This is a genomic window from Corynebacterium cystitidis, from assembly GCF_900187295.1.
Taxonomy (GTDB): Bacteria; Actinomycetota; Actinomycetes; order Mycobacteriales; family Mycobacteriaceae; genus Corynebacterium; species Corynebacterium cystitidis.
Genome location: NZ_LT906473.1, coordinates 2698953 through 2713925, shown reverse-complemented (window position 1 = coordinate 2713925; position 14973 = coordinate 2698953). Strand labels below are relative to the sequence as shown.

Genomic DNA, 14973 nt, shown 5'->3' with positions numbered 1-14973 from the left:
TGCACCGGTCCCCAAATGCCACAAGTTGCGCAGATCACGTTCCAGTTATAGAGTTGCTTACGTGATCGAAACATTGACAACAATGACCCTGACTTTCACCCAGTGGTGGTGGCGCGCTTAGACGGCGAGCCACTCTTTTTCGAGCACCAAGAATTATCGGCCCGCCGGCTAGATTTCCTAGCGCAGCGGGTCTTTTGTTTTGCCACACAGTACCCACAGCGCAAGGGGACCGGCCACCGCCAACCGCCCTCCTTAATAAATATGTGAAAGAGTACTGATGGACAATGTCGAACCGCGCGTGATCAGGCGCGACGTGCGCTACCACGCAGATGCCTCCAGTTTGTTTGCTCATATCGGTGGTACCGAGTCAACTGACTCGCTGCTATTAGAGTCAGCGGACATTACAACGAAATCCGGTTTGCAGTCTGTTGCGGTGCTGGACGCCAGCCTGCGCGTGACCTGTAACGGCACCGCAGTCACGGTGGAGCCGTTGACGGAGTCAGGCCGCATTATCGCCGAGCGTCTGCACGGCCAGCTCACTGAATACGCAACCGGGGAAAACGCCGGAGGAACCGCCAGAACATATGACTTCCCACCCTCAACCGCCGTCGATGAGCGAGAACGTCTCACCGACATCAGCTCCGCTGAGGTACTGCGCAAGCTGACACGCGACGCAGGCTATCAAGATCAAGAACTTCCCATGCTGGCCGGGGGCATCGCGTTCGACTACCTCGAGACCTTTGAAGATCTTCCCGCAGTCGAGGAGTCTGTCAATACCTATCCGGATTACCAGTTCATTCTGGCTGAAATCCTGCTCACGATTGATCATGAGTCGCAGACCGCCCACCTCACTGGTGTGGATTGTGCGACAGGGGATGTCGTCGATAAGCGAATCGAAGCCTATGCTGCGCAAATCAATGCTGCTGAGCCTGACTCAACACACTCTTATGCTGCCACGCAGAACCCAAACAACACGCTGACTGTCACTGCGGATATCCCGGATGCGCAATTCCGCGACCAGGTTGAAGCGCTGAAGCACAACATTTACAACGGCGATATTTATCAGGTGGTCCCGGCGCGCACATTTACCGCCGAGTGCGTTGATGCGTTTGCGGCGTACCGCCATCTTCGCGAGACCAACCCCAGCCCGTATATGTTTTATTCACGCGGGCTTGACCGTGCGGGCAATCCGTACGAGTTGTTCGGCGCTAGCCCCGAGTCGAACCTGAAGTTTGACCACTCTACGCGCCAAGTGCAGCTCTACCCGATTGCGGGCACGCGCCCGCGCGGGCTAAACCCGGATGGTTCCATCAACAATGAGCTGGATATTCGCATGGAGCTGGAGCTGCGCACCGATGCCAAAGAGATCGCCGAGCACACCATGCTTGTAGACCTTGCGCGCAACGATATGGCGCGTGTTGCGGTGCCGGGCACGCGCACGGTAGAGGACTTACTGCAGGTGGACCGCTATTCGCGTGTGATGCACCTGGTCAGCCGGGTCACTGCCACGCTTGCCGACGATCTGGATGCGCTCGACGCGTACCGTGCGTGTATGAATATGGGCACGCTCACGGGTGCGCCGAAGCTGCGGGCTACACAGTTGCTGCGCCAGGTGGAGGGCCGGCGCCGTGGCTCTTATGGCGGTGCGATTGGTTATGTGCGTGGCAATGGCGATATGGATAACTGCATTATTATCCGCTCGGCGTTTGTCAGTGGGGGAGTGGCCGCAGTGCAGGCCGGTGCGGGCGTGGTGCGTGATTCCAGCCCCCAGGGCGAGGCGGATGAGACCCTACATAAGGCGTATGCGGTGCTCAACGCAATTGCGTTGGCCGCGGATGCACAGTTGGAGGTTGTGCGATGAGCAAGATTGTCCTGTTAGATAACCACGATTCGTTTGTGTACAACCTGGTCGACGCGCTGCACGGCTACGACTTCACAGTGTTCCGCAACACGGTATCTGTGGAAACGGTGCTGGCGGAGGATCCGGCGCTTATCATCTTGTCGCCCGGGCCCGGCTATCCGGCTGAGGCTGGGTGCATGATGTCGCTTCTCGACGAAGCCCTGGCCCGGCGTATCCCAGTAGTGGGCATCTGCCTTGGTTTCCAGGCGTTGCTGGAGTATTTCGGCGGAAAAGTGGAGCCGTGCGGCCCGGTGCATGGTAAATCTGAGGTGATGGAGCTGACCAGTAGTGGTGTCGCGCACCCTGTTTTTGCGGGTTTGGTGGTTGATTCTGCTCCCGAGATCCCGGGCCATGTGGGCCGCAAGGTGCCGGTGGCAAGGTACCACTCGCTGGGCTCTAAGGCTGTCGAGTGCCCGCAGGGCATCGTGTCGCTGGCCACCACCGAGACAGATATTGGGCCGGTGATTATGGCTGCGACCACGGCCGATAGCATGGCGATTGGCCTGCAGTTTCACCCGGAGTCTATTCTCACGCCGGCTGGACCAACAATTCTTAATCGCTGTTTGGAGACGTTGCTCCGCGCCGACAGTACCGACAGTGCCGACAGCGCCGACAGTGCCGAACATGCTGACTCCGAGACTGACCAGTAGTAATTTTCACAAGAAAGGCGAAAAAATATTATGGCAAGTGATAAGTCGCTCGAAATTCTCAAGCGGTTCCTGGATAATAGGAACCCTTCCCTTGAGGAAGCTATCGAGGCTTTTACCCCGCTGACCATTGGCGACTATGATGATGTGCACATTGCAGCGCTCTTAGCCACCATCCGCACTCGTGGCGAAACCTTTGAGGATATCGCTGGCGCATCAAAGGCGTTCCTGGCTGCTGGCCGCCCGTTCCCCATTACCGGTGAGGGTCTGATGGATACTGCCGGCACGGGTGGCGACGGCGCGAACACCATCAACATCACCACCGCCGCATCACTTACCGCCGCGGCTGGTGGAGTGAAGATGGTCAAGTGCGGCAACCGCTCGGTGTCCTCCAAGTCTGGCTCGGCCGACGTTCTGGAGGCCCTCAACATTCCTTTGGACTTGGACCCGCATCGTGCGGTCCGCCAGTTTGAGGCGTCGAACTTCACCTTCCTGTTTGCCCCGGCCTACAACCCTGCGATCGCGCATGTGCAACCAGTGCGTAAGGCACTGGGTGTATCCACCCTCTTTAACACGATGGGTCCACTGCTTTCGCCGGCGCGCCCGGAATACCAGATCATGGGTATTGCGAACCCGGCGCAGGGCCAGGTTATCGCCGAGACCATGCGTGAGCTGGGCCGCGGTCGCGCACTTGTGGTGCACGGTGCAGGTACTGATGAGATCGCTGTCCACGGTGAAACCCAGGTATGGGAGTTGGACCGCGATGGCAACATCTCCAACTACACCATTACACCTGAGGAGCTGGGGCTGAGCCGCTACACGCTGGAGGACTTGCGGGGCGGCGACGGCGCAGAAAATGCCAAATTGATGCGCGCAACGTTTGCCGGCACGGGCCCGAAGGCGCATGTCGACGCCACGGCAGCAACCGCCGGTGCGATGTTCTACCTCAATGGCGATGCGGACACTATTAAAGACGGTGTAGACAAGGCGCAGACCATGTTGAATGATGGCACTGTGGAAACCTGGTTGGCTAAGCACGAGGAGGCGAATTACGGTGGCTAAACTTCCTACCGTTCTCGAAGGCATCGTAGAGGGCCGTCGTGGCCACCTCGATGAGATCCGGGCACGCATCGCCCACGTAGACGTCGATAAGCTCCCGAAGTCCCAGCGTTCGCTGTACGATTCTCTGGCGCGCGGTGGTAAGGGTGCGAACAATTTCATCATGGAGTGTAAGAGTTCCTCGCCGTCACTGGGCCTGATCCGCGAACATTATGAGCCCGGTCAGATCGCCCGGATCTATTCACGCTACGCCTCCGGCATTTCGGTGTTGTGCGAGCCGGACCGATTCGGCGGCGACTACAATCACCTTGCCACTGTGGCTTCAGAATCTCACCTGCCTGTGCTGTGCAAGGATTTCGTGATTGACAAGGTGCAGGTCCACGCCGCGCGCTACTACGGCGCCGACGCGATCCTGCTCATGCTCAGTGTGCTTAACGACGATGAATACGCCGAGCTTTCCGACGAAGCGCACCGCTTCGGGCTCGATGTTTTGACCGAGGTCATCGATGAGGAGGAAGTGGAGCGCGCGATCCGCCTGGGTGCAAAAATTTTTGGCATTAACCACCGCAACCTGCACGATCTCTCCATAGATTTGGACCGCTCTGCTCGTCTGGCAGCACTTTTGCCTGATGACGCACTTGTCGTGTCTGAGTCCGGTATCCGTAATACAGAGACTGTCCGCCAGCTTGGTGGCCATTCACATGCTTATCTGGTGGGTTCCCAGCTGACCAGCCAGCCGGATATTGACCGGGCTGCGCGCGAGCTGGTGTATGGCGCGAACAAGGTGTGTGGCCTTACCGATTGGTCTGAGGCCCAGGCCGCAAAGGCCTCGGGCGCTGTCTACGGTGGCCTGATTTTCGAAGAGGCCTCCCCGCGCAATGTTTCACGTGAAACGGCCACAGATATCATCGCCCACGAGCCTGGCCTCGACTACGTTGCCGTATCTCGCCGCACCACCGGGTTCGCGGAACTGGCCCTCGACGGTGTGAAGGCGATCCAACTTCACGCGGCTTACCAGGGCAGCATCGAAGCCGAGAAAGCGCTTATCGACGCCGCCCGCTCCGAGCTCGCAGCAGCTTCATCTTCCGTGGGCGATAGCTCTTCTGCCGTGGGCGACGAAGGAGCCCACGTGGAAATCTGGCGGGCCGTCTCCATGACACACCCCGATGGCCCTGCAGTGGCGGAGGCGCTAGAGCCGCTCGTCGATAAGCTCGTGCTTGATGCCAAAGACGGAGGGTCCGGCACAACTTTCGATTGGTCCACCGTGCCGGATACCGTGAAGCAAAAGGCACTGTTGGCTGGCGGGCTAAACCTAGACAACCTGGCAGATGCGCTGCGCATAGGTACCACTGGCCTCGACCTCAACTCCGGCCTGGAGTACGGCGATGGTGCTGGTGTGTGGGCTGGCCACAAGGACGCAGGCGCGATCCGACGCGCGTTCGATACCATCCGCAACTTTTCGTACTAAGCGCTCGTATTAAGCGTCTTGATTGGAACTCAACAAAGGACTGTTATGACTGATAATTATCGTGACGGCGGGGCCACCATCCTGCCGGCGTACTTTGGCGAATTTGGTGGCCAGTTCGTGCCCGAATCGCTCATGCCTGCCCTCGACCAGCTGGAGAAGGCGTTTGTGGAGGCGTGGAATGATAAGGAGTTCATGGCGAACTACCGGTCCATCCTGCGCGACTATCTGGGCCGCCCGACTCCACTTACTGAGTGCTTCAACCTACCGCGGACTGTGCAAGCTCAGTCCGCGACCAGTGAGAAGAAGGCGAAACACGCGCGTATCTTTTTGAAGCGTGAGGACCTTGTCCACGGTGGCGCGCACAAAACCAACCAGGTAATCGGCCAGGCGCTGCTAGCCAAACAGATGGGTAAGACCCGGATCATTGCCGAGACGGGTGCGGGCCAGCACGGAACCGCTACCGCTTTGGTGTGTGCGCTGCTGGACTTAGACTGCGTGATTTATATGGGTGCCAAGGACATCGAGCGCCAGCAACCCAACGTGTACCGCATGCAGCTGATGGGCGCTGAGGTTGTGGGAGTGGATTCCGGCTCTGGCACCTTAAAGGATGCGGTGAATGAGGCGCTGCGCGACTGGACCGCAAACTTCCACGACACCCACTACCTGCTGGGAACAGCGGCCGGCCCGCACCCATTCCCTACGATCGTGCGCGAGTTCCACCGCGTGATCTCCGAGGAAGCCAAAGAGCAGATGGTGGAGCGTACCGGCGCGCTACCCGATGTTGTGGTGGCCTCCGTCGGTGGTGGGTCCAATGCGATTGGAATTTTCGCTGACTTCATCGATGACGAGGATGTGGAGCTGGTCGGCACCGAGCCAGGTGGCGAAGGCGTAGGCTCCGGAAAGCATGGTGCGGCCATCGCAGAGGGCAATATCGGCATTCTGCACGGCACCCGCTCCTACTTGATGCGTAACGACGACGGCCAGGTCGAGGAGTCCTACTCCATTTCCGCCGGCCTCGATTATCCAGCGGTGGGCCCGCAGCACGCGCACCTGGCACAGACCGGACGTGCGAAGTACGTGCCGATCACCGATAAGGAAGCACTGCTGGCTTTCCAGCTGCTGTCGCGTTATGAGGGCATCATCCCAGCACTAGAGTCCTCGCATGCTTTCGCGTACGCCCTGAAGCGCGCGGAGGAGGCGGAAGCTGCGGGCAAGGACATCACCATCCTGGTGTCCCTGTCCGGCCGTGGAGATAAAGATGTTGACCATGTGCGCCGCACCCTGGAAGATAATCCCAATTACGTCCTGAAGGAGGACTAGGCATGACTACCCGTTATGAGAAGTCTTTTGCCCAGCTGGCGGAGAAGAACGAGGGTGCGTTTGTCCCGTTCCTCATGCTGTCTGACCCGAGCCCGCAGGATGCTGTGGAGATCTTGCGTACCGTCATTGAGGCTGGTGCCGATGCCCTTGAGCTTGGTGTGCCGTTTAGTGATCCAATCGCCGATGGCCCAACCATTCAGGGTGCCCACGTCCGCGCCCTCGATGGGGGAGCGACTGTGGATAAGGCGCTGGACCAGATCCGTACGATTCGTTCCGAATATCCGGACCTGCCGATCGGCATGCTGATTTACTCCAACGTCCCGTTTGTCCGTGGCTTCGACAAGTTCTACCAGGAGTTCAAAGAGGCTGGTGCGGATTCGATCCTGGTGCCTGACGTGCCAGTTCGCGAAGGCAGGCCCTTCATCGAGGCTGCTGAGCGCCACGGCGTGGACCCGATCTTCATCGCTCCAGCCCAGGCTAGTGCGCAGACTTTGGAAGGCGTGGCTGCGCACTCTAAGGGCTATATCTACGCCGTCTCCCGCGACGGTGTGACCGGCACCGAGAACGAGTCCAAGACCACCGGCCTGCGTGAAGTTGTGGACAACGTGAAGTCCTACGGTGGCGCACCCGTGCTACTTGGTTTCGGTATTTCCACTCCGGTTCACGTCCGCGAGGCGATCGAGGCAGGCGCGACCGGGGCGATTTCCGGCTCCGCGATCACTAAGATCATCAATAAGTATGTGGAAGGCACGCACCCCGAGCCTGGCCGTATTACCGATATGGACGCTCTAAAGTCTGAGTTGACTGAGTTCGTCGCCTCCATGAAGGCGGCGACAAAGAAGTAGTTCTCCGCCCCAGACTTATCCCCGTGAGGTACGGCCCCGGATGCTAGGTAGTCCACATTGTGCAACCACAGCATCGGGGCCGTTTCACGTGAAACATTGCCTAGGCCGACTACGTACATAGCCGTCGCAAACAGCCGTCACATTAAGGAGCAGATATTGACACCGGCGATTGAAATCCGCGAGGTGACCAAACGGTTTGGAAAATTCCGGGCTCTGGACAGATTCTCGCTTACTGTGAAGCAGGGTAGTATCCACGGTTTCCTGGGCCCAAATGGCTCGGGCAAATCCACCACCATCCGCACCCTGCTCGGCGTACTCACACCGACCTCCGGGGATGTCCGCATTCTCGGCACCGATCCTGCGCGCGACCCCTCCGTGCTCAAACGCGTCGGCTACGTCCCAGGAGATGTATCCCTGTGGCCGACACTCACTGGAGCGGAGACCTTGCGCGCGCTTGAGTCACTGCGTGGCGTGCCAACAAATCGGCAACGCGAATCAGAACTCATCGACGCGTTCAATCTCGACCCGTCCAAGAAAACTCGCGACTACTCCACTGGCAACCGCAGGAAGGTCAGTCTCATTGCCGCCCTCTCCTTTGGCGCGGAGCTTCTCCTGTTGGACGAACCCACAGCGGGGCTGGACCCACTGATGGAATCCGTCTTCGTTGATGAGGTGCGCCACGAACACGACAACGGGGCGACAGTATTACTCTCCAGTCACATTTTGAGCGAAGTGGAGAAGCTGTGTGATTACGTCACAGTGATTAAAAGCGGGCAGGTGGTGGAGCATGGAACAATTCGTCAATTACGTCACTTATCGACGCATGCCGTGTCCGCACATGTTTCACGTGAAACAATCGATCGGTTCCGATCGGCACTCGGAGAAGATGCCGTGAGCGTCGACAAGCACGGGCGCGCCACACTGACCGTTGAGCGTGACGCAGTCCCTGAGATGCTCCGCGCACTACTCGACGCGGGCGCAACCAGCATCGAGACCCAGCCCGCTAGCCTCGAGGAAATCTTTATGCGCCACTACGAGACAGGGGAGTAACCGTGCAGACAATCCATAACGCGCTCACCCTCACGCGCCTCAACCTCACACTGAAGCGCGGCTACTTACTCGCGTGGATCCTTCCCATCCTCGCCATCACTGCCATTTTTCCTTACGCTTACTTTGAGTACTACCCAACACTCGCGGACCGACAGGGTGTCGTACAAGGTCTCAGTGGCAACATCGGCACGCGCGCAATCTATGGGCTTATCGACGCACCCGGCACCGTCGGCCAGATGACAACGTGGGAGGCAGCCATGTGGACAGGGCTGCTAGGTGCCATCATGATCGCCTTACTCATGGCCGATCTCTACCGGCGTCCCGAACACACCGGGCTTGCGGAACTTACTCGTTCCACGGGAATCCGCGCCAACACACCATGGATCGCCGCGACAATCACAGGCGTGATGGCATCGGTGACGATCGGCGCATTATCCAGCCTCATCCTAATCCTGCTCCCGCTCCCGCGCGAAGAAATCCCCATAGACGGGGCGGTAGCCTTCGGCATCACGCTCATACTCGTGTTGGTAGGTTCGATGCTTTCCGCGCAAGTGGTCCTTCTGCTAGTCAACGATGGCGCAACTTTGACCCGTACTGTCTTGCTCTCAGTTGCCCTGTCTTACGTGATACGCATCGTGGCCGACACCCAGGACATCGCATGGTTGAACTGGGCCAGCCCGCTCGGGTGGCGCGAAATAATCGGCCCATTTACCGAAAACGACTACACGCGGGCAGGGATCCTCGCCACAGTCTGCGCCGTAGCGGGCGTCCTCATTGGCCTTTTGGAGTCTCAGCGTCCCTTCGCTCAGGGGTTCATCCCTGCGAGAGACAGCTCCCACCGCGCCCGGCCCATCCGAGGAATTATCCACCTGCGTTGGGCACTCAACAAGGGTGGAATCCTTGCGTGGATGGCCATCGTTGGTATCTCCACCGCATTTCTCATGTCTTTGTCCGGCGACATCGCAGAGCTAATCGGCGGCGAAGCTACCACCGGCCAAGTCTTCCGCGATCTCCTCGGCGGCACCGACGCGTACCAAGCCTTCATCGCGTATATCTGCCAGATGATCACCATCATGATCGCCGCCGCCGGCATCGGACAAATCACCACCTACCGCGCCGAAGAGAAGGCCCGCACGGTAGATGCGCAACGCTCCACGGGCGTGCGTCGTTACGCACCACTGGCTGCTGCGAGTGTCGTCGCACTAGGCACCGTCATCGCCCTCATCGCGGTGATGCACGCAAGCGGTGCGCTGGGCTTAGCCTCCCAGGAGGCCACGCTTGACGACGACTACTGCGCGCTAGCGTGGTCCTCATGGACACTGCTGGGGGCTGCACTGCTGCTCACGGGAATCGCTGTGGCGATCGTAGGATGTGTTCCACGGGCAACCGGGTGGGCGTGGGTGCCCTTGGCAGCTTCGGCGGTGGTTACTCTGATGGGTGAGATATTGCAGCTGCCGGACTGGGTGATCGATCTATCGCCTCTCAGCTACGCGTTGGAGCCGGGCTCGGACCAATGGTGGATCCCGGTGCTGCTGGGTGCTACAGGTGTGGTACTTGTACTGGTTGGGTTAGTGGGTTCGTCGAAACGCGACATACGCTAGGCCAAAACGGGCATACTAGAAGGCATGCCATGTTCACGCCCAATGTTCCTGTTGGGCACCGCAATCACCCTCGCGGGTGCCTTTCTCGCCGCTTGTGGTAAGGCTCCGTCTGAAGAGATCGCAGCTACCGACGTGCCCACACCAGAACAACAAGATCACTGAGGTCGCAGCCGACACGGTGCGCTGCACCCACGGCTCGCACCTACCAGGCACGGAAATAGGACTCCGTCACCGGGAGTTTCTCCGCGCCGAGCTGCTTGAGTGCGTGCACCGGCCATTGGGGATTACGCAGAGCCTCCCGTCCCAGCAACACGGCATCAGCATGCCCATCTTCCAGAATGTACTCGGCGTGCTCTGGGTTTGGTAATCAATCCCACGGCCGCCGTGGGCATTCCAGTCTCGCGCACAGCAGAGGCCATGGGGACCTGGTAGCCAGGTTCCACGGGAATCTTCGCGTGCACATTGCCGCCGGTAGAGATATCCATCAGGTCTACCCCTTGGTCCTTGAGCAACGTGGCCAGGCGCACTGAGTCCTCGAGCAGCCAACCTCCCTTGGTCCAGTCGGTAGCCGAGAGGCGCACCAGCAACGGAGTTTCGTCGTTAAGCACGGCACGCACCGCGTCGACGGTCTCGCGCACTAGCCGGGTCCGTCCCTCGAAGTCGCCGCCGTACTCGTCTTCGCGCTCATTCGTCAGCGGAGAGAGGAACTGGTGAAGCAGATAACCGTGCGCGGCGTGCAGCTCAACAGTATCGAAACCCGCGGACATGGCCCGCTGGGCGGCCTCGGCGAACTGGTTGGGCAGGGCGCGCACCTCTTCAATGGACAGCGCACGCGGAATGTCCTGGCCGTCGGCGGCGATAGGGGAGGGGGCCACGGTCTGCCAGCCACCGTCGTCGCGAGACACGGTGCCGCTGCCGAAGCCCGGTCGCATCGGGATGGTTGATGCCTTCCGGCCCGCGTGGTTGAGCTGCACACCCATGGCAGCACCCTGGGTGTGGACGAAGTCGACGATCTTGCGCCAAACGTCCACCTGCTCATCGTTCCACATACCGGTGCACTCCGGGCTAATCCGGCCCTCGGGTACAATGCCGGTGGATTCCGCGATGATCAGGCCGAATCCTCCGGCCGCTAGGGAGCCATAGTGCACCAGGTGCCAGGCTTCGGGCACGCCGTTCTTCGCGCGCACGTGGTATTGGCACATGGGTGGTACCCAGATGCGGTTGCGGATGGTCAGCCCGCGCAAGGTTATCGGTTTGGCTAGTCTCACGTTGGTCATATGCCAAGGGTAGCCCGCCGTAGACGGGGAACACGGGCATGGGTCATGCCTTTCATCAGCGGCTGCGAACCACGGTGCGCCCCGAGGCCCGCTCATCCTTCCAGTGATGCTTTATTACCAGGTATAACAACCAGGTACAGTTGATGATTTGTTCGTGGCTTGCCACTCGTTCTGGGCGGGCCGAGGTCTAAGGAGTTTCACGTGAAACATTTCGTCCGCACCACGTTGACCGTGCCAGGTGCAGGCACACTGATTACGATCGCAGAGCTCGAGGAGGTGTCGTCGGAAAGCTGCACCATGGTGCGCATGATCGAACTGGCCCTAGACGAGACAATCATGGGGGGCCTACGCCAAGGGTCGCGTTGTGGGGCAGGCGAATGAGCCTCTGGACCATGTCCCGCACCCCAACACGTACGACCAGTTTGAGGGGATCGAGGCTCAAAGCCTAAGCGCTGACGAATTTGAAGGCTTGTGGGCCGAGACTCGCGCTAAGTTCCCGGAGCTCTAGGACCAGTCGAGGGTGTGGGCATACGAGCTCAGCGCTTTAGAAAACAAGGTTCACCAGCAGCATGTAGACGATGGTGCCGCCAAGAATGGACAGGCCAGAATCCCGCTTCCACCAGTGCAAAAGGAGAGTAGCAGCCACACCGAGAAGTGAGGCGAGCAAACCTCCGGGGGCGGAGAGTTGGCCGACAATGGTGTACACCACCAGCACCACCATGACGCCGACGGGCATCATCAAGCCCAGCGAAGCGATGAAGCGGTTGCCCTTCAGCAGTTTGAGGAAGAAGAAGGGCACAGCGCGCAATCCCACGGTGACAATGCCCACAGGTATCAGCACTGCCAACACCATGCCGAGGGTAACGCCTTCGGGAAGACCGTACACGGCTGTCACACCTCTTTCGTGGTCGGCGCGGTAGTATCGCCCGGCGTACCGGCGGTGGTGTCGCCCGGCGTGCCGGCGGTGGTGTCGCCGGTGCGGCGCCACGTGAGAACGTCATCGAGGCGCGGTGAGATATAGCGGGCGATCAAAATCAAGAAATAAGCGCTCAGCGCGACCATCATAATCGAGCCCGGAGCAACCAGGCCGACCAGGATGGCAAGTACCGCGGCGATCACCGGCAGCGAGTAGTCCCGGTTATTCTTAAAGGCTTCCCAGCCCAGCACCACGAACAGAGCGGTCAGGGCAAAGTCCATGCCCTGGAGCTCAGGTGGGATGATTTCACCCACGAGAGCACCGACGATGCCCGGGATTAACCACAGCAGGTGCAATAGGATCTGGATTGTGAGGATTCGCGTGCCGGTAAGTGGTGTGCGTGGATCGCGGGCAGAGACGATGGCGTAGGCTTCGTCGATAAGCGCGTACGCAGAATAAGCCTTCCCAGGTACGGACTTCACTTTGTGCAACGGGAAGGTCAAGCCGTAGAAGATATGGCGGAAGTTCACCATGAAACCGGTGAAGGCGGCTGAGAGCGGACCAACACCCGAGGTGACCATACTAATGGCCAAAAATTCCATCGAACCGGCGAAGATGGCGATGGAAAAGATCGGGGTCCACCACCACGCGAAGCCCGTTTGGGTCATCAATAACCCGAAAGCGAGCCCGAGGGGGATCAACCCCAAGCCGACAGCCCAGGTTTCGCGAATGCCCTCCTTAATTTCGTGCAGAGTGTCGCCGGGCTGCTCGGCGCCAGGTCCGCCCGAATGGCCGGGGGACGTTTCACGTGAAACATTCACTGCCCGCAACCCTTAATTATCGTCGAGGTTACTGGGAAATGTGGAGAACAACGGCAGCGGCATGGGCTGGCGACGCAGCACATCGCCCCACAAATCTGCTGCCGCTGGTGCAATCACGTCACCTGGGAGCGCGGGGGCCACGTACCAGTCACCGCGCTGGATTTCCTCGTCAAGCTGGCCGGGTGCCCATTCGGAAAATCCCATGAAAATGCGCATGCCTACAAGATCGTCTGCCACCTCGTGAGGCTCGGCCCCAAGATTGACGTGAACAAGACGATTAGCTAAACGCGTGAAATGTGGGTTGGAATCAATCTCCACATCCGGCTTGGTCACGCCAAGACCAACGGCCGACTGTTGGCTAAGCGGGCCACCGATATAAAACGCTTGTGGCTTGGCCACCGCTGGCAACCAATCAGGCAATACGTTGTACACGGCAAGTTCACTGCGCTGATTCAACACCACGCCAAACGAGGACTCCTCATCACGCTCGAGAATGAGAACCACGCTGCGGGCGAACTCTGGGCTCAACATCCCGGGAGCTGCAACCAGCAACATGCCGGCCGACGGCTCCTCCCGCTCCAGCGCGTTAAAAAGACGATCTGCGTAGAAGTAGTCACTCATGCTGATTACCTTCCCACCAGCTCTTCAATTCCGCAATAGCCTCATCACGCTCCAGGGGTCCACGCTCTAAGCGCAGCTCCTTCATGAACCTCCACGCTTTACCCACATCAGGGCCCGGCTTGAGGTTGAGAATCTGCATGATCTCATTACCGTCGAGGTCTGGGCGGACGCGAGCCAGATCTTCTTTCTCCTCAATTTCCGCAATCCGCTCTTCGAGGTGATCGTAGGTCCGCTGCAGTCGCGCCGCCTTCTTCGGGTTGCGCGTGGTGGAATCAGCTCGCACGAGCTTGTGTAAACGGGGGAGGAGATCACCGGCATCCGTCACGTACCGGCGCACGGCCGAATCGGTCCACCGGCCTTCACCAAAACCGTGGAACCGCATGTGCAGATACACCAACTGGGAAATATCCTGCGTGATCGCCTTCGGATACTTCAGTGCTTTCAGCCGTTTACGTGCCAGCTTCGCACCCACCACTTCATGGTGGTGAAAGCTAACGCCACCGCCCTCCTTCTTCGCACGGGTATCCGGCTTTCCGATGTCATGCAGCAGCGCCGCCCAGCGTAATACGAGATCCGGGCCGTCTTCTTCTCGGTCTATCGCCTGCCGCAGCACCGTCAGAGAATGCCGGTACACATCTTTGTGCTGCATGTGATCGTCGGGAGTCATGCGCAACGCAGCCACCTCGGGCAGCACGTAGTCCGCTAAGCCCGTTTCCACGAGGAGGTCAATACCGTCCCATGGGGCAGCCCCGAGGATGAGCTTATCCAGCTCTACCTGGATGCGTTCCACTGTGATACGTTCAATCTCGTGCGCCATATCCTTCATGGCAGCGAAAACGCGTGGCTCCACGCTGAACCCCAATTGGGAGACAAAACGAGCGGCGCGCAGCATCCGAAGAGGATCGTCGCGGAAACTCACCTCAGGTTCTTGTGGCGTATCCAACCGTTGGTTCACCAGATCATTGAATCCACCTACCGGATCGACAAAGTCCATGGTCATCGAGCTATTCTTGACGCCCAAACGCACCGCCATGGCGTTGCACTTAAAGTCGCGGCGCACCAAATCTCCGTCAATGGTGTCGCCGAAGGTGACCTCTGGGTTACGCGTCACACCGTCGTAGAGGTCAGCCCGAAAGGTAGTGATTTCCAATTGCTGGCCAGCCTTCACCGTGGCCACGGTGCCGAACTCAATGCCGGTATCCCAAACGGTTTCACCAAACTCCTCAAGAATTCGGTACGTCTCCTGCGGGCGGGCAGATGTGGTGAAGTCGAGATCACCACCCAGGCGGCCGAGGAAGGCGTCGCGCACGGGACCGCCGACGAGGTAGAGCTCGTGGCCTGCCGCTTGGAACTTATCGACGAGCGGGGTCAGCAAACCACTAAGCTGGCGAATTGAGTCGGTGGCCTTACTGAGGGGGTCAAGATTATGAGGGGTGTTCACCGCTAAC

The 14973-nt window shown here is 59.3% G+C and carries 14 protein-coding genes and 1 pseudogene; 10 read left to right on the top strand and 5 right to left on the bottom strand.

Features of this window, described 5'->3' with window-relative positions; all coding sequences use genetic code 11:
* The first annotated feature begins 277 nt into the window (after positions 1-277).
* From CKV99_RS12790 to CKV99_RS14865, 9 genes are all read left to right on the top strand, one after another.
* The gene (locus CKV99_RS12790) at positions 278-1861 is read left to right on the top strand and encodes an anthranilate synthase component 1 (protein ID WP_092259333.1); all 1584 of its coding nucleotides are present in this window, start codon (positions 278-280) and stop codon (positions 1859-1861) included.
* Entirely contained in the window at positions 1858-2550 is a 693-nt protein-coding gene (locus CKV99_RS12785) for a glutamine amidotransferase-related protein (RefSeq protein WP_092259336.1), read from the top strand. The genes CKV99_RS12790 and CKV99_RS12785 overlap by 4 nt, the downstream gene beginning before the upstream one ends.
* Before the next feature lie 30 nt (positions 2551-2580).
* A complete protein-coding gene (gene trpD, locus CKV99_RS12780; protein ID WP_092259339.1) occupies positions 2581-3609 on the top strand; it encodes an anthranilate phosphoribosyltransferase in 1029 nt (342 codons plus the stop codon).
* Positions 3596-5074 carry a bifunctional indole-3-glycerol-phosphate synthase TrpC/phosphoribosylanthranilate isomerase TrpF gene (gene trpCF / locus CKV99_RS12775; protein ID WP_169872717.1) on the top strand — a complete coding sequence of 493 codons (1479 nt, stop codon included), beginning with the start codon at positions 3596-3598 and terminating at the stop codon, positions 5072-5074. Before trpD ends, trpCF begins: the two co-directional genes overlap by 14 nt.
* Before the next feature lie 45 nt (positions 5075-5119).
* The gene (gene trpB, locus CKV99_RS12770) at positions 5120-6394 is read left to right on the top strand and encodes a tryptophan synthase subunit beta (protein WP_092259342.1); all 1275 of its coding nucleotides are present in this window, start codon (positions 5120-5122) and stop codon (positions 6392-6394) included.
* A 2-nt stretch (positions 6395-6396) separates the two neighbouring features.
* Positions 6397-7239 carry a tryptophan synthase subunit alpha gene (gene trpA, locus CKV99_RS12765; RefSeq protein ID WP_092259344.1) on the top strand — a complete coding sequence of 281 codons (843 nt, stop codon included), beginning with the start codon at positions 6397-6399 and terminating at the stop codon, positions 7237-7239.
* 153 nt (positions 7240-7392) lie between these two features.
* Complete coding sequence (locus CKV99_RS12760) at positions 7393-8289, top strand: ABC transporter ATP-binding protein (RefSeq protein WP_092259582.1); 897 nt, start codon at positions 7393-7395, stop codon at positions 8287-8289.
* Positions 8290-8291: 2 nt separating this feature from the next.
* Positions 8292-9890 (top strand): hypothetical protein, encoded by a 1599-nt coding sequence (locus tag CKV99_RS12755; protein WP_231910079.1) that lies wholly within the window; start codon positions 8292-8294, stop codon positions 9888-9890.
* 24 nt (positions 9891-9914) lie between these two features.
* Positions 9915-10052: a hypothetical protein gene (locus CKV99_RS14865; protein WP_331712838.1), complete on the top strand. Its 138-nt coding sequence runs from the start codon at positions 9915-9917 to the stop codon at positions 10050-10052.
* A gap of 40 nt (positions 10053-10092) precedes the next feature.
* Here the strand turns inward: CKV99_RS14865 and CKV99_RS12745 are convergent.
* Positions 10093-11167: pseudogene (locus tag CKV99_RS12745) on the bottom strand (NADH:flavin oxidoreductase/NADH oxidase).
* Positions 11168-11368: 201 nt separating this feature from the next.
* Between CKV99_RS12745 and CKV99_RS15015 the strand changes: the two are divergent.
* Positions 11369-11548 carry a hypothetical protein gene (locus CKV99_RS15015; RefSeq protein ID WP_331712837.1) on the top strand — a complete coding sequence of 60 codons (180 nt, stop codon included), beginning with the start codon at positions 11369-11371 and terminating at the stop codon, positions 11546-11548.
* Positions 11549-11711: 163 nt separating this feature from the next.
* On the opposite strand, the gene CKV99_RS12735 is transcribed toward CKV99_RS15015, so the two are convergent.
* From CKV99_RS12735 to CKV99_RS12720, 4 genes are read right to left on the bottom strand one after another with little or no spacing between them, the layout of a single operon-like run.
* On the bottom strand, positions 11712-12020 hold the full coding sequence (locus CKV99_RS12735; RefSeq protein ID WP_092259586.1) for a branched-chain amino acid transporter permease: 309 nt from the start codon (positions 12018-12020) through the stop codon (positions 11712-11714).
* 38 nt (positions 12021-12058) lie between these two features.
* Complete coding sequence (locus CKV99_RS12730; protein WP_231910078.1) at positions 12059-12904, bottom strand: AzlC family ABC transporter permease; 846 nt, start codon at positions 12902-12904, stop codon at positions 12059-12061.
* Between the two features lie 12 nt (positions 12905-12916).
* Positions 12917-13525, bottom strand: a complete 609-nt coding sequence (locus CKV99_RS12725) for a YqgE/AlgH family protein (protein WP_092259347.1) — start codon at positions 13523-13525, stop codon at positions 12917-12919.
* Positions 13518-14966 carry a CCA tRNA nucleotidyltransferase gene (locus CKV99_RS12720; RefSeq protein ID WP_092259350.1) on the bottom strand — a complete coding sequence of 483 codons (1449 nt, stop codon included), beginning with the start codon at positions 14964-14966 and terminating at the stop codon, positions 13518-13520. The genes CKV99_RS12725 and CKV99_RS12720 overlap by 8 nt, the downstream gene beginning before the upstream one ends.
* Positions 14967-14973 lie beyond the last annotated feature (7 nt).

Bases quoted from the DNA above. Each gene is read 5' to 3' on its own strand.
- trpD (WP_092259339.1), top strand. From the start codon at position 2,581: ATGGCAAGTGATAAGTCGCTCGAAATTCTCAAGCGGTTCCTGGATAAT.
- CKV99_RS14865 (WP_331712838.1), top strand. From the start codon at position 9,915: ATGCCATGTTCACGCCCAATGTTCCTGTTGGGCACCGCAATCACCCTC.
- CKV99_RS12790 (WP_092259333.1), top strand. From the start codon at position 278: ATGGACAATGTCGAACCGCGCGTGATCAGGCGCGACGTGCGCTACCAC.
- CKV99_RS12785 (WP_092259336.1), top strand. From the start codon at position 1,858: ATGAGCAAGATTGTCCTGTTAGATAACCACGATTCGTTTGTGTACAAC.
- trpB (WP_092259342.1), top strand. From the start codon at position 5,120: ATGACTGATAATTATCGTGACGGCGGGGCCACCATCCTGCCGGCGTAC.
- trpA (WP_092259344.1), top strand. From the start codon at position 6,397: ATGACTACCCGTTATGAGAAGTCTTTTGCCCAGCTGGCGGAGAAGAAC.
- CKV99_RS12725 (WP_092259347.1), bottom strand. From the start codon at position 13,525: ATGAGTGACTACTTCTACGCAGATCGTCTTTTTAACGCGCTGGAGCGG.
- CKV99_RS12735 (WP_092259586.1), bottom strand. From the start codon at position 12,020: ATGGTGTTGGCAGTGCTGATACCTGTGGGCATTGTCACCGTGGGATTG.